We start from the raw sequence: 19,658 nt of genomic DNA, 5'->3' as shown, positions 1-19,658 counted from the left end.
GACCCACCATGACAAGCCCCGAGAACCCGACGGCGCCCCGGACCCCCGGCGAACCCCGCACGGACACCGCGGCCCCGCCCCGGGACTTCCCCCTCAGGCGCGGCTGCCCCTTCGCTGCACCCGCGGAGTACGACGCGCTGCGCACCCACGAGCCGGTCGCCCGCGTCACCCTGCCGACCAAGCGCGAAGCCTGGGTGGTCACCCGGTACGACGACGTGCGCGAACTGCTCTCCGACCCCCGGGTCAGTGCCGACATCCGCCGCCCCGGCTTCCCGGCCCTCGGCGAGGGCGAGCAGGAGGCCGGGGCGAGGTTCCGCCCCTTCATCCGCACCGACGCCCCCGAACACACCAAGTACCGGCGCATGCTCCTGCCGGTGTTCACCGTGCGCCGGGTGCGCGCGATGCGCGCGGCCGTCCAGACCCGCGTCGACGAGATCCTCGACGACATGCTCGCCGCCGACGGCCCGGCGGACTTCGTCTCCGCGTACGCCAACGCCGTCTCCACCTCGGTGATCTGCGAACTGCTCGGCATCCCCCGGGAGAACCTGGAGTTCTTCCGCGACGTCACCCGCGTCTCCGGCTCCCGCCACAGCACCGCCGAGCAGGTCTCCGAGGCTCTCGGCGGTCTCTTCGGCCTGCTCGCCGAGCTGGTCGGCAGGCGGCGGGAGGAGCCCCGCGACGACCTGATCTCCAAGCTCGTCACCGAGCAGCTCGTCCCCGGCCACGTGACCACGGACCAGCTCCTGTCGACGCTCGGCATCACGATCAACGCCGGCCGCGAGACCACCACCAGCATGATCGCCCTGAGCACGCTGCTCCTGCTGGAGCGCCCGGAGCTGAGGGAGGAACTGCGCCGGGACCCCTCCCTGATGCCGGCCGCCGTCGACGAACTCCTGCGCGTCCTGTCCGTCGCCGACTCCATCCCGCTGCGGGTGGCCGCCGAGGACATCGAGCTGTCCGGCCGGACGATCCCCGCCGACGACGGCGTCATCGCCCTCCTGGCTGGGGCCAACCACGATCCCGAGCAGTTCGACGAGCCGGAACGGGTCGACTTCCACCGGGCCGACAACCACCACGTGGCGTTCGGCTACGGCGTCCACCAGTGCGTCGGGCAGCACCTGGCCCGGCTGGAACTGGAGATCGCCCTGGAGACGCTCCTCCGCCGCGTCCCCACACTCCGCCTCGCGGGGGACAGGGAGGACGTCGTGGTCAAGCACGACTCCGCCACCTTCGGCCTCGAAGAGCTGAGGGTCGCCTGGTGACCGCTCCCTTCCCGCCCCCGGCCCGGCCCCCCGCTCGCGGCGCACGTGCCGACAGCCCGTGGATCAGGCGGTGGAGCGGCGGCACCGCACCCCGGTTCACGCTGATCTGCCTGCCGCACGCGGGCGGCAGTGCGAGCTTCTACCGGCCCTGGGCGGCACTGACACCCCCCGAGGTCGAACTCCTCGCCGTCCAGTACCCCGGCCGTGAGGACCGCATGGCGGACCCCGGGTCGGCCGACATGGGGGAGCTGACGGCGGCGGTGGCGGACGCCGTCGCGCCGCTGCTCGACCGGCCCTACGCCCTCTTCGGGCACAGCATGGGCTCCGCCGTGGCCTGGGAACTCGCCCACGAGCTGAAACGCCGCGGACTCCCGGGCCCGCGCCGCCTGTTCGCCTCCGGCCGGGCCGCCCCCGGTACGGCCGTCACCGGGCAGCTCCACCGCCAGAGCGACGAGGTCCTGGGCGGCGAACTGGCCCGGCTGGGCGGCACCAGCCGGGAAATCCTGGACGATCCCGGGCTGCGTTCCCTGATCCTCACGGCCGTACGCCACGACTACCGGATCATCGAGACGTACCGGCCGGCGGTCCGGGAGCCGCTGTCCTGCCCCCTGCACGTCCTGACCGGCAGCGCGGACCCGGAGCTCGGCGAGGAACGCGGCCGCGACCGGGCGGGCGGCTGGGCGGACCTCACCACCGCCCGCACCGAGGTACGCGTCTTCCCCGGCGACCACTTCTACCTCACCCCCCGGCGCCGCGAGGTCGTGGCCACTGTCCTGCGCAGGCTGGACCCGTCGCTGACCACCGGCGGCGCGCACACCTGGCCGAGCACCCCGTGAGCCGCCGCCCCGGGCCCGCCCAGCCGGCCACCCCCTCCCGGAGAGCATCGTGATCGACTACTACTCGACCTCGGCCGAGTTCTACGAACTGGTCGCCACCCGGCACACCGCAAGCAGCGGCCCCCCGCTGACCCGCGTCCTCACCGGACTCGACGTGACCCACGGCCCCGTCCTGGAGATCGGCGCGGGCACCGGACGCGTCACCGAGGTCATCGCCGCGGCCCTGCCGGACGCGGAGATCCTCGCCGCCGAACCGTCCGCCACCATGCGCGCCGTGCTCACCTCCCGGGTCGCCCGCGACCCGGACCTGCGACGGCGCGTCACCGTCGTGGACGGGGCCGCCCAGGACCTCGTCCTCCCCGACCGCCTCTCCGCCGTCGTCATCTTCGGCGTGGCCGGTCACCTCACCGTCCCCGAACGCGTGACGCTGTGGAAGCGGCTCGCGGACCGCCTGCCGGACGGGGCACCCATCGTCGTGGAACTGATGGGGGTCTCCTCGCCCCGCGTGATTCCCCCCGTCATGTCCCTGCGGGAGACCATCGGCCGCCAGACGTACGAGTGGTGGATCGGCGGCGCACCCACCGAGGGCGACGCCATGCGGTTCACGACCACCTGGAAGGTCCTGCGCGACGGCCGCACCGTCCGCGAGGTCGCCGACAGCTACGACTGGCACACCTTCGACGTCGCCGTGCTGGCCCGTGAGGCCGGCATGACCAGCCGCCGCATCACCGAGGCCGGTGGCAGACCCATCCCCGAAATCGGAGTACTCGTCAAGTGAAGTCACAACCGCCCGATGCCGGCCCGGCCCCGGCAGCCCCCGACAGCCCGCCTCGGCCACTGCGCACGCTGGCCGCGCCCGTCCGCGGCCGACTGGCCCTCGCCGTCGCTCTCCAGGCCGCCGCCGCCCTCGCCGGAGTGGTGCCGTTCATCGCCGTCTCCCGCATCGCCGAACGACTCACCACAGGCGCCCCCGCGGACGGTGACGCGCTCTGGCCGCTGGTGACGCTGGCCTGCGCGGCCGGCCTCGTCACCCTCGTGTGCGGCACGGCGGCCGGTGCCCTCGCCCACCTCGCCGACAACGACCTGCAGCTCACCCTGCGCCGCCGGCTCGCCCGGCACATCGGACGGCTGCCGCTCGGCCGGCTCACCGAACGGGGCACCGGCGAGGTCAAACAGGCCGTGCAGGACGACGTGAGCGCGCTGCACACCCTGTTCGCCCACACCCTCCTCGATGTCGTCTCCGTCCTCACCGCCCCCGTGCTCATCCTGGTCTACCTGTTCACCGTCGACTGGCGGCCGGCCCTGGTCAGCGTGGTGCCCCTGTCGCTGGGCGTGTTCCTGTTCAGCCGGGCCATGGCCGGGGCCGCCGCCCAGATGGCCGAGTTCGGTGCCGCGGTCGGCCGGATCTCCGCCGCCGCCGTGGAGTTCGCGTCCGGCATCGCCGTCTTCAAGAGCTTCGGACGCGGAGGCAAGGCGCACGAGCGGTTCGTCCGCGCGACCGAGGGCTTCGCGGACTTCTTCTCCGCCTGGGTCCGCTCCACCCTGGTCACCTCCACCGCCGCGATCCTGGTGGTCGCCCCGGCCGTGGTCCTGCTGCTCCTGACCGGACTGGGCGCGGTCTTTGTCACGCAGGGCCTGATGACCGGCGCCGAACTCGTCCCCTTCCTCCTTCTCGGCCCCGCCGTCGCCGCCCCCATGGGCGTCGTGGGCCCCCGCATCCAGCAGATCCGGGCCGGCCAGGCCGCCGCCGTGCGCGTCACCGACCTGCTGGACGCGCCCACCCTGCCCGAGCCGACGACAGCCGTCCTCCCCGAGGGCCACCACGTCTCCCTGCGGGGAGTGTCCTTCTCGTACGACGGGAACACCGACGTCCTCAGCGGCGTCGACCTCGACCTCGCGCCCGGCACGGTCACCGCGCTCGTCGGTCCCTCCGGCTCCGGCAAGTCCACCCTGGCGTCGCTGCTGCCCCGCTTCCACGACGCCACCGCCGGCACGGTGACCCTCGGCGGCGCCGACCTGCGGGACATCCCCGCCACCGAGCTGTACCGACGGGTCGGCTTCGTCCTCCAGGACGTCCGGCTGCTGCGGGCGAGCGTCGCCGACAACATCCGCCTGGGCCGCCCGGACGCCACCGACGAGGAGGTCGAGCGGTGCGCCCGCGCCGCCCGCATCCACGACCGCGTCATGGCCCTGCCCGACGGCTACGCCACCGAACTCGGCACCGCGGTCACCTTCTCCGGCGGGGAGGCGCAACGCCTGTCCATCGCACGGGCGCTCCTCGCGGACGCGCCCGTCCTCGTGCTCGACGAGGCGACCGCTTACGCCGACCCGCACTCGGAGGCGCTGATCCAGGAGGGGCTGTCCGCCCTCGCGGCCGGCCGCACCCTCCTCGTCATCGCCCACCGCCTGGCGACCATCCGTTCGGCCGACCGGATCGTGGTGCTGGAGGACGGGCGCGTCACCGAACAGGGCCGGCACGACGACCTGCTCGCCGCCGGGGGCCGCTACGCCGCGCTGTGGAAGGCGCAGCGCACCGCGGGGGCGGACGAGAACGACGGCGTACCGCGTCCTCGGTCCGTCCCCCCGGGGGACGCCCGCAGGGCGGACGACATCCGAGAGGGAAGCGCACGATGATCCGTCAGCTTTACACCGTCCTGGGGCCGGAAGGCTCCCGCCCGCTGAACCGGCTGGTGCTCCTCCAGTCCGGCGCGGCCGTCCTCCAGGGAGTCGCCTTCGCTCTCCTCGTGCCCGTCCTCAAAGCCCTGCTCGGCACGGACCCCGACGACGTCTGGCTCTGGCTGACAGCGCTCACCGCCTGCGTACTCGCCTACGCGGTGCTCCAAGGCGCGGCCGTCAGCGGCGGTTTCACGGTAGGTTCCCAGCTCTCCCGGGTGCTCCACCGCCGTATGGCGGACCAAGCCCTGCGCCTGCCCCTCGGGTGGTTCACCGCGGGCCGCACGTCCGAGTTCAGCAGGCTCGCCGGACAGAACGTCATCCAGGTGATGAGCACCCCGGCCCACCTCCTGCGCCCATTCCTCACCTCTGTGCTCACGCCGGTGACGCTGGTCGTCGCGACCTTCTTCTTCGACGTACGCACCGCCCTGGTGCTTCTGGCGTGTGTACCGGTGCTGTTCGCCGTGCAGCAGGCGAGCACCGCACTGATGCGTCGGCTCGACCTCGGCCGTGACGCCGCGATCGGCGAGTCCGCCGACCGGGTCCTGGAGTACACGCGCAACCAGCCGGTCCTGCGGGCGTTCGGCCGGACCTCGGAGGGCTACGGGGCGCTGGACGACGCCCTGGTGGCCGAGGCGCGTGCCGACCGGCGGTTCATCGTCCGCGGCCTGCCCGGCCTGGTCTCCTTCACCTTCGTCACCCGGCTGGTCTTCGCCCTGCTGCTCGCACTCGGGGTGTCCTGGCAGCTCGACGGGTCGCTCACCGTCCCCACTCTCCTGGCGCTCCTGGTGCTTCTGCTCCGTCTCATCGACAGTGTGGCGTCCGCCGCCGAAGCCGGCGCGGGCATGCGCATCGCCCGCAATACCCTGGAACGGCTCGGCGCCGTCCTCGACGAGCCGCCCTTCCCCCAGCCTGCCGAGCCGAAGACGCCGCGCGGCGCGAGTGTGGAGTTCGCCGGGGTCGGCTTCCGCTACGACACGGGGGCGGCGGACGCGGCATCGGCGCGCCCCGTCCTGAACGACGTGACCTTCCGTCTGCCCGAACGCGGCATGACCGCCCTGGTGGGCCCCTCCGGCGCCGGCAAAACCACGGTCGCCTCGCTGATCGCCCGCTTCCGGGACGCCACGGAAGGCACCGTCCGCGTCGGCGGCGTCGATGTCCGCGAGATCGCCGCCGACGACCTGGCCGCGCACGTCTCCCTCGTGTTCCAGGACGTCTACCTGTTCGACGACACCATCGAGGAGAACGTCAGGATCGCCGCCCCCGACGCCGGGCCCGCGGAACTGGCCGAGGCCGCGGCCCTGTCCGGACTCGACAGGGTGATCGAGGAACTGCCCGACGGCTGGGACACCAAGGTGGGGGAGGGAGGCGCCCGGCTCTCCGGCGGACAGCGCCAGCGCGTGTCCATCGCCCGCGCGCTGCTCAAGGACGTGCCCGTCCTGGTCCTCGACGAGGCCACCGCGGCACTCGACCAGGAGAACGAGGCACTGTTCGCGGCGGCCGTGCGCACCCTTGCCGACCGGAAGACGCTGCTGGTCATCGCGCACCGGCTGAGCACCGTCGTTCACGCGGACCAGATCCTCGTCCTGGAGGACGGAGGGATCACCGAACGTGGCACACACGACGAGCTGGTCAAGGCGGGCGGTACCTACGCCTCCATGTGGGAGCGGCGGCGCCGGGCCCGCGGTTGGCGCCTTGAGGCGGCGCGCCCATGACTTCCCACCCGGCACCTGATCACCCCAAGAAGCAGTCGCGCGACGAAAGTTGGACACCCATGAGCAACGGCACCCCGGACCCCTGGGCCGCATGGGCGGGTTCCGTCCCGCCGCTCGCATCCGCGCAGGTAGCGGAAGCCGGCCACGACCCCGCGTCCACCGCGACGCTCCTCGCCCGGGCCGGCCTCGCCGAGGAGTACGTCGTGTACGAGGCGGAAGGCGGCGTCTGGCACTTCGCGGCCGGCTCCGCCGGCAGCCTCAGGGCGTACACCACCCACATCACCGCGCGGGCGGGAGGGCGCACGTGGACCTTCCCCACCGACGGCAGACCTCTGACAGCGTTCGCCGCCGCGCTGCGTGCCCTGTCGGAGGCACAGCTCCCCCACGACGGGGGCTGCCACTTCTACGGTTGGGCGGCCTTCGAACTCGCCCATCTCCTGCACGCGGACCCCGCGGCCACGGGTGACGGTCCACTGCTGCACGCACTGATCCCCTCCGTCGAAGTGACCCTCACGGGGGAGGAAACCGTGGTCCGCGCGGTGGACGAGGCGTGGCTCCGCAAGGTTGCCGACCTGCTCGCCGAACCGACCGCCCGACAGGCGCCGCCCGAGGGGAGGAAAGCGGAAGGCGCGACCCCGGCGGGGGCCGAACGCATCATCGCCTCCGGCACTACCGCCTACGGGAGGGCGGTATCCCGAACGATCGAGGACATCCGTGCCGGTCTCCTGGAGAAGGCCGTGGTTTCCCGCAAGGTCCCGCTGCCCGCCGGACCGGGCGTGGACTTCCCCGCGACCTATCTCGCGGGTCGCCGGCGCAACACCCCGGCCCGGTCCTATGTGCTGGATCTCGGCGGCTACCGGGCGGCCGGGTTCAGCCCGGAGACGGTACTGGAGGTCGCGGAGAACGGCCGCGTCAGCACCCAGCCGCTTGCCGGTACGCGCGCTTACGGCCGCGACCAGGCGGAGAACGAGCGCCGACGCACGGAACTGATCAGCGACCCCAAGGAGATACATGAACATGCCGTCTCCGTGCGCCAAGCCTGTGCGGAGATGGCGGCGGTGTGCGGCGCCGGTTCCGTCGTGGTCGAGGAGTTCATGGCGGTCCGGCCGCGCGGTTCGGTGCAGCACCTCGCGTCCCGGGTGACAGGCCGGCTTCGGCCGGATGCCGGAGTGTGGGACGCCTTCGCTTCCCTTTTTCCGGCGATCACTGCCACGGGTGTCTCCAAACCCGCCGCCCTCCGGGCGTTGGCCCGCCATGAAGAAGGGCCGCGGGGCCTGTACGGCGGCGCGGTCTTCCGCGGCAGCACCGCGGGCACCCTTGACGCCGCTCTCGTCCTGCGCACCGTCATCGAAGAGGACGGCGAAACATGGCTACGGGCGGGCGCGGGGGTGACTGCCCAGTCCCTTCCCGAGCGTGAGATCGAGGAGACCTGTGAGAAACTCCGCAGCGTCGCCCCGCATGTGCGGTTCTCCGGGAGTTGACGGTGCACGGGCCCCTTCGCCCTGTGGCGGCGGTGGGGCGATGTCCCTTGTCCACCGCCGCTGAAGGGGGAAGTCCGTCCAGTCGTGCCGATCCGTCGGTCCGGCCCGTCCCGGAAGCGCGCGCTCAGGACAGGCCCTCACCCGGCCGGGGTCCCGGTCAGCCCGCGCAGAGCTTGACGTTCACCGTGTCGCCCCTGCTCACGGTCTTCGGGCTGTGGGGAGTGACCTCGACGACCGAGGCCGGCTTGCAGCCGGGGACGGACACGTTGACCACCGTGCCGAGTTCAAGCCTGGCCTTGAGGAACTGTTTCTTGGCCGTGGTCAGGTCCACCCCCGTGAGGTCGATCGCGATGGGCTCCTTCGTGAGGTCTCCCAGGAGGAAGGTGGCCTTGTCGTGGTCGACGGTGGTGGTGGCGGCCGGCTTCGCCGACGTCCGCGGGGAACTGCTCATGGTGGCCAGCGCCGTGCCGCCGCCCGCCACGATCAGGGTGGCGGCAAAACCGGCGATGAGCGCGGTCCGCCTGCGGCGGGCGCGGTGGACCATGCCGGCCGGGCCGAAGGCGGGTGCGTCGGCGGAGTGGGCGAAGTCGTGCATGGCGTCCCTCAGTTCCTCTTCGAAAGGCGTGCAGCTGGAAGGCCGCGGGCCGCGCGAACTCATCGGGTTCCTTCCGTGGGCTGCTGCGAAGGGGTGGAGAGCGCGGGGAACTGGCTTTTGAGCCGGCTGATTCCGCGGACCAGCTGGGACCGGACGGTGCTCGGCGAGATCTCCAGGTCGGCCGCTATCTCCGCGTCGGACAGATCGTGGAAGTATCGCAGCACCACCACCGTCCGCAGGGGCATGGGCAGTTGCTGAAGAGCACGGACCAACTGGCCCCGGCCGTCGATCCGTCCGTACTCGTCGCCCGGCGCGGCCGGGTCGTTCACGGCGGAGTGTGGGGCCGCGCGGCGGAATCTTCGCCAGCGGTCGTTGGCGAGGTTGACCATGATCCGCCGACTCGGCGCCGCCGCTCCCGGTGCCTGTTGTCCTCTTGGCTGCCAGATCCACACGCTCCTCCCTTCCTGTCACCCCTCCCCGACGGGAAAGCGTGCCGATCTGCTGCACGACCACGGCGTGACCTGGTTCACGTCGAAGGTGGTCACCACGTAAGAGGCCACCGCGAGTAAGGGATTCCCCTTCACGGAGTGGGGTGCTGGCCGGGGAACTTGCTCGGCGTGGCGCGGCGGGGGGAGAGGAGCGGGGGAGGGGGACAGGGGCGCGTGGTGCGCGGAAGCGCTCCGCGTCAGTCGCAGACGAAGTTGCTCGCGACGTCCGGGTTTCCCACGCCCTTGTAGACGGCCTTCTTCGGGTACGGGCAGAGGGGGCGCTGCATCGTGATGTCCCCGTCCGACGCGGACTGCGAGGCGATGAGGTGCTCCGGCGCCCGGCCCTTCTCCGTCCAGTCCACCAGTGCCGTGACGGCGTCGTGCTCCGCGTCGCGCGCGACGGGCGGGGCGACGTCCTGGCCGAAGTTGTCCGGTCCGCTTCCCAGACCCTTGTGGGACCGGCCCGGCACCATGAACAGCCGGTAGAAGCTCCCCAGCTCGGACCGGTCACCGTGCGCCGTCTCGCGCAGCGCGGCGTCGTAGTACTCGGTCGTGGACTGCGGGGAGACGACTCCATCCTCCAGGTTCTGGTACTGGATGATCTTGCCCCCAGCGGCCTTGAACGCCCGGAGATCGGGGTTCGTGGCATTGACGAAGCCGAGCTTGTCCTCCACCGCCGCGAAATCGGTGTGCAGGTCGAAGGACGAGCCGTCCCAGTCGGGATCGTTCAACGCCATCTGGTACAGCGCGTCCGAGAACGCGGAGGTCGGGAGAAGGTCGATCCAGTCGAACTGCGAGGAGATGTCCTGCCCGACGTAGATCCGCTGCTTCGTCACCGGGTCCCGCAAGGGCGAGGTGACCGCTTCCACCGCCTCGGCCTGACGGGCGGAAAGGCAGGTGCCTTTCTCCTGGCCCGCGTGGCAGACAAGACCGCGGGGGTTCCAGTCGCAGGAGCGCGGGTCGCGCAGGATGCCGTCGGTCACCCCGTCTTCGTCGTCGCACGCGGCAATGGCCTCGTTCCGCACCAGCTCCAGCAGCTTCGCCCCTTCCTCCCCGTTGAAACCCGCCTGCGACAGGCGCCTGCTCGTCGTCAGCATCTGGGTTCCGCCGCGGGTGAAGTTCTGGATCGCGTTGCCCGCCAGTATTCCGTCGAAGTCGTGCGGGAACTTCTGCGCCGACGTCATTCCGTCGCGACCGCCCGTGGACGAGCCGACGTAGTACGAGTAGGCGGCCCGTTGTCCGTAGAACGATCCGACCAGGCCTTCGGCGGTCGAGGCGGTCTCGTGCACGCTGCGCCACGCGTAGTCGGTGATGCGCTGTCGCGACTCGAATGCCCAGGAGGAGTCGAAAAGACCCGCGGGGGCCGTGTGCCCGCTGTCGGTCGCCGCGGTCGCGAATCCGCGGCGGAGCTGGGGTGCCATTTCCTCCCGGTGGACGACTCCCCCGAAACCGTGCGTCCCGACCTGCATGTACCGCCCGTTCCACTCCTCCGAGGGAAGCCACAGCTCCATCGAGACCGAAGAACCCGGTACGTGGGTGATGGTGGCGGTGACCCTGCAGAAGGCGGGCAGGTCGGGGAAGGTCTCGCCGCCCCCGGGCGGGGAGTACGTCCCCGCCGGGACCGACTGCGTGTCCTTCACCTTCACGTGCGGGATGCGCAGCGCTTTCATGTCGTCGCAGGGAAGGGCGTGCCGCGCGGCGGCGGGCGCGGCCCGCGGGGTGGCGGGCCGGCGCTCGGCGCTCCATGTGTCCACGCTTGTCGCCGCGAGCGTGACGACGGTGACGAGCGTGACAGCGAGCATTCTTGGTGCCGCGCTCACGAGGCGGCGGAGGTCCCTCATCCATGTACCCCTTCACGGTGATCAGTTCGTGGAGTGCCTGCGGACAGCGCCGAGCGGCCGGGCCGGGGTGTCACCGTGTCTCTGCCACCGGGTTGTGCAGTTCGCCGACGCCGCCCACGACGGTGTGCAGGGTGTCGCCGGGACGGAGGTAGCCGGGTGGGGACATGAAGTGTCCGACGCCCGCGGGCGAACCGGTGACGAGGATGTCGCCGGGCACCAGCGGCACGCACTCGCTGACCGACGCGATCAGGGTCGGCAGGTCGAAGACGAGGTCGCTGAGGTCGCTGTCCTGGCGCAACTCGTCGTTGACGTAGGTCCGCAGCGTGATCTTCGCCAGGTCGGGGACCTCGTCGGCGGTGAGCAGCCAGGGCCCGGTCGGCAGGAACGTCTCGTAGGACTTGCTGCGGAAGTGCTGCCAGTAGAAGTCCGCGTCCTCGTCCTCGCCGGTCTGGATGTCGCGCGCGGTGACGTCGCTGCACGCCATGAAGCCCGCGACGTGGCCCATCGCCTCGTCGGCGCTCACGTGCGAGGCGGCGCTGCCGATCACCACGGCCAGCTCGGTCTCGTAGTCGAGCTTCCGGGTGTCGGCCGGGCGCACGATCGGGTCGTGGGGCCCGCACAGCGCGGACACCGCCTTCGTGATCAGCATCGGCCGCTTCGCGGTGTGCCCGCCGGTGTGCCGGGAGGCTTCCGCCACGTGTGACCTGGTGTTCGCTCCGACGGCGACGATGCTGCGCGGGCGGGTGACGGGCGGCCCGAGCCGCATCCCCTCCAGGGGGTGGCTCGGGGCCGTCCGCGCCCAGTCGGCCAAGGCCCCGCCGAGCACCGGCAGCAGCCCCAGTACGGCGTTCATGCCGCCCGGGACGCCGTACCGGGCGAGGAACGGGGTCAGCGGCACCCACCGGTCCTCGCCCACCAGCAGGGCGGGCTGTTCGCTCTCCGGCGGTCCTACGCTGAGAAGTTTCACTGCGGGTCCTCTTCCGTGGTCGGTGGCGGGCTGGTCAGGCGATCCTGGGGCGGCCCGCCGAGTAGAAGACCTGCACCGAGTAGGTCCCCTCGTTCAGCAACCACTCCCGGACGGTGAAGGTGCGGGCCCCGCTCTTGTGCATCGGGTCGGCCTCGGCGAGCTTGACCGCTTCCTCCATGGACGCGGCGCGGTAGACGAACAGCCCCTCGCCCAGCCACTCCTGCAAGTCCTCGCTCGCGAGGGGGCCAGCGGCGAACATGGTGCCGTCGACCTCCAGTTTGGTCTGGAACCTCACGTGCTCGTCCAGGACCTCCTGGATGGGCCCGAGCCCGTTGACCGGCTTGGACGAGACGACGTACAGCCGCTTCGCCAGCAGGTCGTGGGACTCGGAGTACTCGACCATCTCCTGCCAGCCCATACGTGGTGCGGTCATGTGCTCTGACTTCCTTTCCGGTGCGGAACCGGGGTTCCGGGGGTGTGCGGAGGTGCGCTGCCGGGGGGCGGGGGAGGGCCGCCGGTCAGGAGATGGTGAAGCTGTTGTCGAAGAGCTTCAGTTCGAGGGTGAGCCGGCCCTCGTTGAGCTGCCAGCCGCGAATGGTGTTGCGCCGGATGCCCGCGCGGCAGAACGGCTCCGTCTGCGCGTCGGCCTCGGCGGCCGCCCGGGACTCGGCCCGTACGATCGCCATCCCGCTGCCGTCCCAGCCGGTCTCGTCGCCGAGCTGACCGGAGAGGAAGAGCGTCCCGTTGTTCTCCCGTTCGATCAACCACGCGAGATGCTCGTCGAGGTGCGGACCCAGGACCGGCAGGGGGTCCTCGGTGGGCGTGATCATGGTCATGTCGAGGAGGTAGAGCTGCTGCTGACGGAGTTTCGCCAGCAGGTCCTGCGGATGCGGTGTCCCGGCCATGCGGGTTCCTCTCTCTCAGGCCGCGTCGCGAAGGGTGATCTCGCTGGTGATCTCGACGCTGCCGCCGATGCTGCGGGCGACGGGGCAGTAGCGGGTGTGGGTCTCGTGGGCCCGGCGGACCTTGGCCTCGTCCACGCCGTCGTCCAGCGTGAGTGTGTAGACGACGTGGACCGCCCGGAGCCGGATCACGCCGTGGTCGGTGACGAGCGATCCCGTTCCCTCGGCGGTGAGTTCACCGTGGGCGGTGCTCTGCCCGAGGGCGCCGAGGCGCCCGCCGAGCGTTCCGGTGAGGCAGGCGACGGTGGCGCCGACGAGGTAGTCCAGCGTGGTCGCCATCGGCTCGAACTGGCCCTCGCCCAGCTTGTAGTGCGCGGCGACCTCGTCGCGCACCCCCATCGGGACCTGCCGCGCGGTCAGCGGGAGATCCACCAGCTTGGCGCGGCCGGGGGCGCTGGAGACACGGACGAGCGAGGTGCCGAGTGGTTCATCGGACGTGGTCACTGCGAATCCTCCGTTGCGGTGGCGGATGCACGGGTCCCCTGCGAGCGGAAGCGCTAAGGTACGCCTGTGTGTGTACGTAGGAGGAAGGTACGCATCGATGTGTACCTTGTCCAGGGGGTGAACTGATGGCGGCAGACGAGTTGGCGCATCCGCCCGTCGAGGAGTTGCAAGTGGGGCCCATCCTCTTGGCGTTGGCCGATGCCAAGCGTCGCCGGGTCGTGGCCGAACTGGCCGAACGGCCCGACGAGGAGCGGCGATGCGCCTCGTTCGAGCTCACGGTGAGCAAATCCAGCCGCACCCGGCACTGGCGGGTGCTGCGCGAGGCGGGCCTGGTGTATCAGCGGGACGCCGGCAACGGCCTGTTCATCCGGCTCCGCAAGGCGGACCTGGACCGCCGGTTCCCCGGCCTCATCGAGGCCGTGATCGCCGCGGACTGACGGCGGCGGGCGTGTTCGTCGCCTCCGTCGCCGCCCGGCGCTACTCCGTCTCGTCCGTGCGGTGGGCTTCGGGGTGCTGGGCGGTGACGGAGGGGGCGGTGGCGGCGCCGGACACGAACGCGTCGCTGTCGGAGACCGCGGCGACCTCGGAGTCCTGGCCGGGGCTGGTGATGGTGACGCCGGCGCCGTTGCTGTCGCCGGTCTCCTTGACGCCCCTGCTGTTCTTGTCGAGGTGGCTGGCCTCGTGGGCGAGGATCTTCGTATTGCCGACGGCGGAGGGCCCGAGGAAGACGTCCATGCCGACGGTCATGGCCTCGGCGCCCATGGCCGCGGTCGCGCGCTGCGCGACCGGGTCCGCGTGGACGCGCCCGGCGGCGATGCCCGGGTTCTGGTAGAACGACGTCGCCTTGGCGAGGAACGCGCCGGGGAGCGGGGAGCCGGGTGTGTTCCGGGCGGCGGCCAGGAGGCTGCTCTGCCCCTCCGGGCTCCGGTCGCCGCTTTCGTCGTGCCCGCAGCCGGCGCCGTGCTGGTGCTGCTCCGGGTCCGCGCGGCGCTGGACGAGCCGGCTCACGGCCGCGTTCCCTGCCCGGCTCTGCAAGGCCAGTACGCGCTCCGCCGTGGTTCCCGGCGAGCTGACGCGGCGGACCGGGTCTGTCTCCCGGGCCTGCCGGCCGGTCTCGTTCTCGCGTGCTCGCACAGCACTCCTCGGGTGAATGACGAGTCGGCGCACCGTCAGGGGCCCTTCGCAGGTATACCCGGAGCCGCCCACCCCGTACAGGGTTCGCGGGGCAGGCCCGAGGGCACCTCGGGGGCCCGCCGGTGGACCGGGCACGGCGGTGGTGCTCTCCGGATCCCCACCCGGCGAGGACCGCCCGGCGGCCGCACCCGCGATGCCCGTCCCCGCGGACGGGCCCCCTCGCCCTGCCCCCGCAGGCAGGCGCCCCTGCCCCGGAGGCTCTGGACCGGCCACGTGCCGAAAAGCGATGCTGACGGACTCACTGACGAAGGCGCAGAGGAGCCCGTCGCCTTGCACGCACACGAAGAACAACAGCCAGGGGTGCGACGGCCACCCCTGCGGCGCCCGTCGTCCCGGTCGGCCGCCGCGCCCGCCGCGGAACGTCCCGCCTCGCCCGCGTCCCTCCTCGACCTCCAGCGGTCGGCGGGCAACGCGGCCGTCACCCGGGCGCTGTCCGGGCAGTCGGCCGGCCTGCCCGTGCAACGGGTGAGGGACGACGAGTACCCGGAGGGAACCTACGGGCGGCGCGGCAAGGAGAGGAAGTACCTGGAGGACGAGTACGGCCTGGACATGGGCGGCGCGCACTTCCAGGTCGAGCACGCCCACGGGTACGCGTCCACCGCCCGCCGCGCTCCCCGCTCCCGTAAGAGCAACACACGCCACGAGGGCGAGATCCTCGCGTACCACGAGACGCTCCGGGCCCACCGCGACCACCCGGGCACCGGTTCCAGTCTCCGGCGCCGCACCACCGGTCTCAACAGCCGGGACTACCGCGACCGGCAGGAGGAGTACCTGCTCGACGACGACCCGTACAGCTCGCTGGAACTCAACCAGCTGGAGTACAACACGCTGCCGTCCTTCCACGCGGCGAGCGGGTCGCGCGAGGCGGAGGCCGCGGACAGGAGCTTCCGGCGTTCGATCAAGGCCAACCCGCGCACCCCGATCTACGACAGGGACGGCGACCGCCGCTACACGCGCTCGATGCGTCCCGGTGAGCAGGCGCGGCTCGACATCGGGCGCACGGAGATGCGCGAACGCCGGGAGATGCCGCACTCGGAACGGGTGCGCGTGCTGCGCGAGGAGTACGGCGGCTCGCGCTTCGACGAGTACCCCACCCGCTCGCGCGGCCCCGCCGACGACGACGAGCTGACGCACTTCTTCGACGCTCCCCGGGAGCGGGAGAGCTCGCAGCGCAGGGCGCTCAGGAAGCTCGCCAGGACTCCGTACAAGCGTGACTACGACCTCGACGACGACAGCCGTGGGCGGAGCCGGAGCCCGTACGTCGACGACCTCGACCACGACCGGCCGAGCAGGCGGGGCAAGAGCCGTGGACGCGGTCTGTCCGGCCTCGACCACGACCGGCCGAGCAGGCGGAGCAAGAGCAGCGGACGCGGACTGTCCGACCGGGACGCCTACGGGAGCAGCAGCCGGTACGACGCCCCCTTGGACGACGACTTCCTGCTGAGCCAGCCCAGCGATCTGCCGTTCAGCCGTCGCTACGACAAGTACGACGACTACGACGACGACTACGGAAGCGGCAGGTACTGAACCACTGCCGGCAGGAGCTTGCCGTACGCCCCGGCCATGGACCTCGGTCCTCAGGTCGGCGGGAAGGCCCGTCCCTCGCACCGCGGCGCGACCGCGGCACGGGGGGCGGGCCTTTCCGTCGACCGGGGAGGAGCCGGCCCCGGGCCGCCGTCCCGCTCGGCGCCGCCGTGTCGGCCGGGTCCGCGGGGCGACGAAGAGCGACGACGTCTCGCGCCCGGGCGTCCCGGCGATGACGTAGGCGCCTCCCGGAGGCCGGGCGAACCGGGGCGCGCCTCGCGGGCCGTCCCGTCCCGGCCCGGGAGGGCGGGAACCGTGGAGGAGCCTCGTCCCGCCGCGCCCGACGGGGCTCCGTGACCGACACCACTGTCCGTACCCCATGGACTTCCCGGCCTCTCCGGCACTACCTTCTAGACATGCCTGGACAGGTTCAGAAACATCACCGCATCGCCGAGGTGCTCGCCGCCGAGATCCGTTCCGGGGTGCACGGCCCCGGCAGCCGGCTGCCGGGGGAGCACGCCCTCACCAAGCGCTTCGGCGTCAGCCGGACCACGCTGCGGCAGGCGCTGCGCGCGCTCGGCGACGAGGGGCTCATCGAGACCCACGCGGGCATCGGCTCCATCGTCACCTTCGACGGTACGCCGCTCGACCACCGGCTCGGCTGGGCGCACGCGCTCGCCGGGCAGTCCCGTGCCCTGCGCACCGAGGTGCTGCGCCTGGAGACGGCGAGCGAGCCGCCGCTGGCCGCCGAGCTGGGCTGCGCCACGGACGAATTCCTCGCCCTGGACCGCGTGCGGCGCTTCGCCGAGGACGGCACCGCCGTCTCGCTCGAACGCAGCCGCGTCCCGGCCGTCGGCGCCGTCGCGGACATCCCCCGTACGGGGCTGCGCGAGAACTCGCTCAACCGCACACTCCTCGCCCTCGGCCGCGTCCCGCACTCCAGCGAGGGCACGGTCTCGGTGCGCGGCCTCGCCGCCGAGGACGCGGCGCTCCTCGGCCGCGCCCCCGGCGAGCCCTTCCTGCGCCTGTCCCAGGTCTACCGGGCCGCCGACGGCTCGCTCGTCGAGCGCGTCGTGAGCCTCCTCGACCCGGCCCACTTCGAACTGCACGTCCGCTCCACCTCCGGAGGCACTCCGTGACCCCGCCCGCCCCCCACGTTCTCGACCGCGCGCTCGGCGCCTATTACGGCCTCGCGCTCGGGGACGCCCTCGGCATGCCGACGCAGGTCATGTCCCGCGCCGACGTCGCCCGCGTCTACGGCCGGGTCACCGGCTTCGAGCCGGCCCGCCCGGACAACCCGGTGAGTGCCGGGATGCCCGCCGGGGCGGTGACGGACGACACCGACCAGGCGGTCATCGTCGGCCGGCTCCTCGACGAGGGCGAGGGCCGCATCGACCCGCTCCTGCTCGCCCGCGCGCTCGTGGAGTGGGAGGACCGGATGCGGGCCAAGGGCTCGCTCGACCTCCTCGGGCCCTCCACCAAGGCCGCTCTGGAGGCCGTGCAGCGCGGGGTCGCGCCCGCCGAGGCGGGCCGCAACGGCTCGACCAACGGCGCCGCCATGCGCGTCACCCCGGTCGGCATCGCCTTCCGCGCCGAACCGCTCGACACCTTCCTCGACCACGTCGTGGAGTCCTGCCAGGTCACGCACGACACGACCGTGGGCATCGCGGGAGCCGCCGCCGTCGCCGCCGCCGTCAGCCGGGGCATCGACGGTGGCACCCTGGAGGACGTGGTCGAGGCCGCCGTGACCGCCGCGCGGGCCGGTGCCCGGCGCGGCCACTGGATCGCGGGCGCCGACATCGCCACCCGGATCGCGTGGGCCTACGACCTCGCCGGGAGCCTGGACGAGGCGACGGCGCTCGACCGCGTCACCGACCTCGTCGGGACGAGCGTGGCGAGCCAGGAATCCGTCCCCGCGGCCTTCGCCGTTCTCGCCCTCACCGGCGGCGACCCCTGGCGCACCGCGCTGACCGCCGCGAACCTCGGCGGCGACAGCGACACGATCGCCGCCATCGCGGGCGCCGTCGCGGGCTCCGTGCACGGCCTCAGCGCCCTCCCGGCCGAGGCCGTCCGCACGCTGCGGGAGGTCAACGCCCTGAACCTCGAAGCCCTGACGACCCGCTTGCTCCGCTTCCGCTGACCCCCTCCCCGCACCCGCACCCCTCCGCCCCACCCCGCCCCCACCGCACCACCACACCGCAAGGAGGTCCGTCATGAACGACTCGAAGGCGAGCGCTCAGGTCGGTACCGTCGAGACGCGCGGCATCGAGCCCGTGCCCGACCACGAGCGGCACGGCCACGCGAGCCAGATGTTCTGGACGTGGTTCGCCGCCAACATCTCCCTCCTCGGGCTCCCGCTCGGCGCCACGCTCGTCGCCTTCCGGGGCCTCAACATCTGGCAGGCGATGCTCGTCGCGCTCATCGGCTCCTTCGGCTCCTTCGCCCTCGTCGGCGTGCTGAGCCTGGCCGGCAAGCGCGGCGGCGCCCCCGCCCTCACGCTCTCGCGCGCCGTCTTCGGCCAGCGCGGCAACACCGGGCCCACGCTCATCAGCTGGCTCAGCCGCGTCGGCTGGGAGACGATCACCACGACGACCGCGGCGTTCGCGCTGCTCGCCCTGCTCAAGCAGGTCTTCGGCGTCGAGCGCAACGACGTCCTCGTCGTGGTCTGCCTGCTCGTCTTCATCGCCTGCACGCTGCTCATCAGCGGTCTCGGGCACGCCACGATCATGTGGATCAACAAGTGGGCGACGGTCGCCTTCGGGCTCCTCAACCTCGTGGTGATCGGCTTCCTCGTGGACAGCGTGGACTGGCACAAGGTGACGAGCGCCCCGGCCGGGCCGCTCTCCGCCGTCATCGGCGGCATCGGCTTCATCGCGGCCGGCACCGGCATCGGCTGGGCCAACGCGGGCGCCGACTACGCCCGTTACCTGCCCCGCTCCGTTCCCGGCTCCCGCCTCGTGACGGCTTCCGCCTTCGGCGCGGGCATTCCGCTGCTCGTGCTGGTCTCGCTCGGTTCGCTGCTCTCGGCGGGGGACTCGACGCTCGCCACCGCCTCCGACCCGGTCGCGGCGATCAACGGGATGCTGCCGTCCTGGATGGCGATCCCGTACCTCATCGCGGCCTTCGGCGGCCTGCTCATGTCGAACCACCTCTCGACGTACTCCGCCGGGCTCACGATGATCACCCTCGGGGTGCGGGTGCCGCGCCCGCTCGCGGTCGGCATCGACGTCCTGCTGATGTTCCTCGGCGGCATCTACTTCATGCTCATCGCCGGTGACTTCTACGGGCCGTTCTCGACCTTCCTCACCCTGCTCGCCGTGCCGATCTCGGCCTGGGTCGGCATCGTGCTCGTCGACTCCGGACGGGGGCGCCGCTACGACCCCGAGGCGCTCATGGACCGGGGCCGGGGCAGCCGCTACTGGTACACGGCCGGATTCCGGCTGCCCGCCGTCGCGGCCTGGGTCCTCGCCATCGTGATCGGCCTGCTCTTCACGGAGGCGTCCACGAGCGCCGACGACGTGTGGTTCTCCGGTCCCTTCGCCCACACCTGGCTCGGCACCAACGGCCTCGGCTGGGCGCTCGCCCTCGCGACCGGCGCCGTCGCCTACGCGCTCGGCGCCCCGAAGGGCCCGCGCACGGCGGACGCCCCGGCGGCCGACGACGTGGCGGGCGACCG

At 72.3% G+C, this 19,658-nt stretch carries 19 protein-coding genes; 11 read left to right on the top strand and 8 right to left on the bottom strand.

The window, feature by feature from the left end; genetic code table 11:
• The first annotated feature begins 8 nt into the window (after positions 1 to 8).
• The 6 genes from G3I42_RS29450 to G3I42_RS29425 are packed head-to-tail and all read left to right on the top strand — an operon-like array spanning position 9 to position 7,967.
• Positions 9 to 1,262: a cytochrome P450 gene (locus G3I42_RS29450; protein WP_164290793.1), complete on the top strand. Its 1,254-nt coding sequence runs from the start codon at positions 9 to 11 to the stop codon at positions 1,260 to 1,262.
• A complete protein-coding gene (locus tag G3I42_RS29445; protein WP_164290792.1) occupies positions 1,259 to 2,098 on the top strand; it encodes an alpha/beta fold hydrolase in 840 nt (279 codons plus the stop codon). The genes G3I42_RS29450 and G3I42_RS29445 overlap by 4 nt, the downstream gene beginning before the upstream one ends.
• 49 nt (positions 2,099 to 2,147) lie before the next feature.
• Positions 2,148 to 2,876 (top strand): class I SAM-dependent methyltransferase, encoded by a 729-nt coding sequence (locus tag G3I42_RS29440; RefSeq protein WP_164290791.1) that lies wholly within the window; start codon positions 2,148 to 2,150, stop codon positions 2,874 to 2,876.
• A complete protein-coding gene (locus G3I42_RS29435; protein ID WP_164290790.1) occupies positions 2,873 to 4,732 on the top strand; it encodes an ABC transporter ATP-binding protein in 1,860 nt (619 codons plus the stop codon). Before G3I42_RS29440 ends, G3I42_RS29435 begins: the two co-directional genes overlap by 4 nt.
• Entirely contained in the window at positions 4,729 to 6,486 is a 1,758-nt protein-coding gene (locus tag G3I42_RS29430) for an ABC transporter ATP-binding protein (protein ID WP_164290789.1), read from the top strand. Before G3I42_RS29435 ends, G3I42_RS29430 begins: the two co-directional genes overlap by 4 nt.
• Before the next feature lie 59 nt (positions 6,487 to 6,545).
• Positions 6,546 to 7,967: a salicylate synthase gene (locus G3I42_RS29425; protein ID WP_164290806.1), complete on the top strand. Its 1,422-nt coding sequence runs from the start codon at positions 6,546 to 6,548 to the stop codon at positions 7,965 to 7,967.
• A gap of 157 nt (positions 7,968 to 8,124) precedes the next feature.
• Here the strand turns inward: G3I42_RS29425 and G3I42_RS29420 are convergent, their stop codons facing one another.
• The 7 genes from G3I42_RS29420 to G3I42_RS29390 form a co-directional block, all read right to left on the bottom strand.
• Positions 8,125 to 8,562 carry a hypothetical protein gene (locus G3I42_RS29420; RefSeq protein WP_239096759.1) on the bottom strand — a complete coding sequence of 146 codons (438 nt, stop codon included), beginning with the start codon at positions 8,560 to 8,562 and terminating at the stop codon, positions 8,125 to 8,127.
• A 59-nt stretch (positions 8,563 to 8,621) separates the two neighbouring features.
• Complete coding sequence (locus G3I42_RS29415) at positions 8,622 to 9,014, bottom strand: sigma-70 family RNA polymerase sigma factor (RefSeq protein ID WP_164290787.1); 393 nt, start codon at positions 9,012 to 9,014, stop codon at positions 8,622 to 8,624.
• A gap of 233 nt (positions 9,015 to 9,247) precedes the next feature.
• Entirely contained in the window at positions 9,248 to 10,891 is a 1,644-nt protein-coding gene (locus G3I42_RS29410) for a tannase/feruloyl esterase family alpha/beta hydrolase (protein ID WP_164290786.1), read from the bottom strand.
• Positions 10,892 to 10,961: 70 nt separating this feature from the next.
• The gene (locus G3I42_RS29405; protein WP_164290785.1) at positions 10,962 to 11,858 is read right to left on the bottom strand and encodes a fumarylacetoacetate hydrolase family protein; all 897 of its coding nucleotides are present in this window, start codon (positions 11,856 to 11,858) and stop codon (positions 10,962 to 10,964) included.
• A gap of 34 nt (positions 11,859 to 11,892) precedes the next feature.
• Complete coding sequence (locus G3I42_RS29400; RefSeq protein WP_164290784.1) at positions 11,893 to 12,291, bottom strand: YciI family protein; 399 nt, start codon at positions 12,289 to 12,291, stop codon at positions 11,893 to 11,895.
• Positions 12,292 to 12,376: 85 nt separating this feature from the next.
• Complete coding sequence (locus G3I42_RS29395) at positions 12,377 to 12,763, bottom strand: YciI family protein (RefSeq protein ID WP_164290783.1); 387 nt, start codon at positions 12,761 to 12,763, stop codon at positions 12,377 to 12,379.
• A gap of 15 nt (positions 12,764 to 12,778) precedes the next feature.
• The gene (locus G3I42_RS29390) at positions 12,779 to 13,264 is read right to left on the bottom strand and encodes an OsmC family protein (RefSeq protein WP_164290782.1); all 486 of its coding nucleotides are present in this window, start codon (positions 13,262 to 13,264) and stop codon (positions 12,779 to 12,781) included.
• Positions 13,265 to 13,389: 125 nt separating this feature from the next.
• Between G3I42_RS29390 and G3I42_RS29385 the strand changes: the two genes are divergently transcribed.
• Positions 13,390 to 13,701: a helix-turn-helix transcriptional regulator gene (locus tag G3I42_RS29385; RefSeq protein ID WP_164290781.1), complete on the top strand. Its 312-nt coding sequence runs from the start codon at positions 13,390 to 13,392 to the stop codon at positions 13,699 to 13,701.
• Between the two features lie 40 nt (positions 13,702 to 13,741).
• On the opposite strand, the gene G3I42_RS29380 is transcribed toward G3I42_RS29385, so the two are convergent.
• Positions 13,742 to 14,272 carry a DUF4157 domain-containing protein gene (locus G3I42_RS29380; RefSeq protein ID WP_343244700.1) on the bottom strand — a complete coding sequence of 177 codons (531 nt, stop codon included), beginning with the start codon at positions 14,270 to 14,272 and terminating at the stop codon, positions 13,742 to 13,744.
• 456 nt (positions 14,273 to 14,728) lie between these two features.
• Between G3I42_RS29380 and G3I42_RS29375 the strand changes: the two genes are divergently transcribed.
• From G3I42_RS29375 to G3I42_RS29360, 4 genes are all read left to right on the top strand, one after another.
• Positions 14,729 to 15,985 carry a hypothetical protein gene (locus G3I42_RS29375; protein ID WP_239096758.1) on the top strand — a complete coding sequence of 419 codons (1,257 nt, stop codon included), beginning with the start codon at positions 14,729 to 14,731 and terminating at the stop codon, positions 15,983 to 15,985.
• Positions 15,986 to 16,398: 413 nt separating this feature from the next.
• Entirely contained in the window at positions 16,399 to 17,121 is a 723-nt protein-coding gene (locus tag G3I42_RS29370) for a GntR family transcriptional regulator (protein WP_203607516.1), read from the top strand.
• Positions 17,118 to 18,122 carry an ADP-ribosylglycohydrolase family protein gene (locus G3I42_RS29365; RefSeq protein WP_164290779.1) on the top strand — a complete coding sequence of 335 codons (1,005 nt, stop codon included), beginning with the start codon at positions 17,118 to 17,120 and terminating at the stop codon, positions 18,120 to 18,122. The genes G3I42_RS29370 and G3I42_RS29365 overlap by 4 nt, the downstream gene beginning before the upstream one ends.
• Positions 18,123 to 18,195: 73 nt before the next feature.
• Positions 18,196 to 19,658, top strand: a 1,463-nt coding sequence (locus tag G3I42_RS29360; protein ID WP_164290778.1) for a cytosine permease, incomplete at its 3' end; no start/stop codon positions are given.

The sequence above is a fragment of the Streptomyces sp. SID11385 genome (assembly GCF_010548245.1).
Taxonomy (GTDB): Bacteria; Actinomycetota; Actinomycetes; order Streptomycetales; family Streptomycetaceae; genus Streptomyces.
The sequence above is the reverse complement of the archived record's forward strand: the minus strand, read 5'-3'. Positions and strand labels throughout refer to the sequence as shown.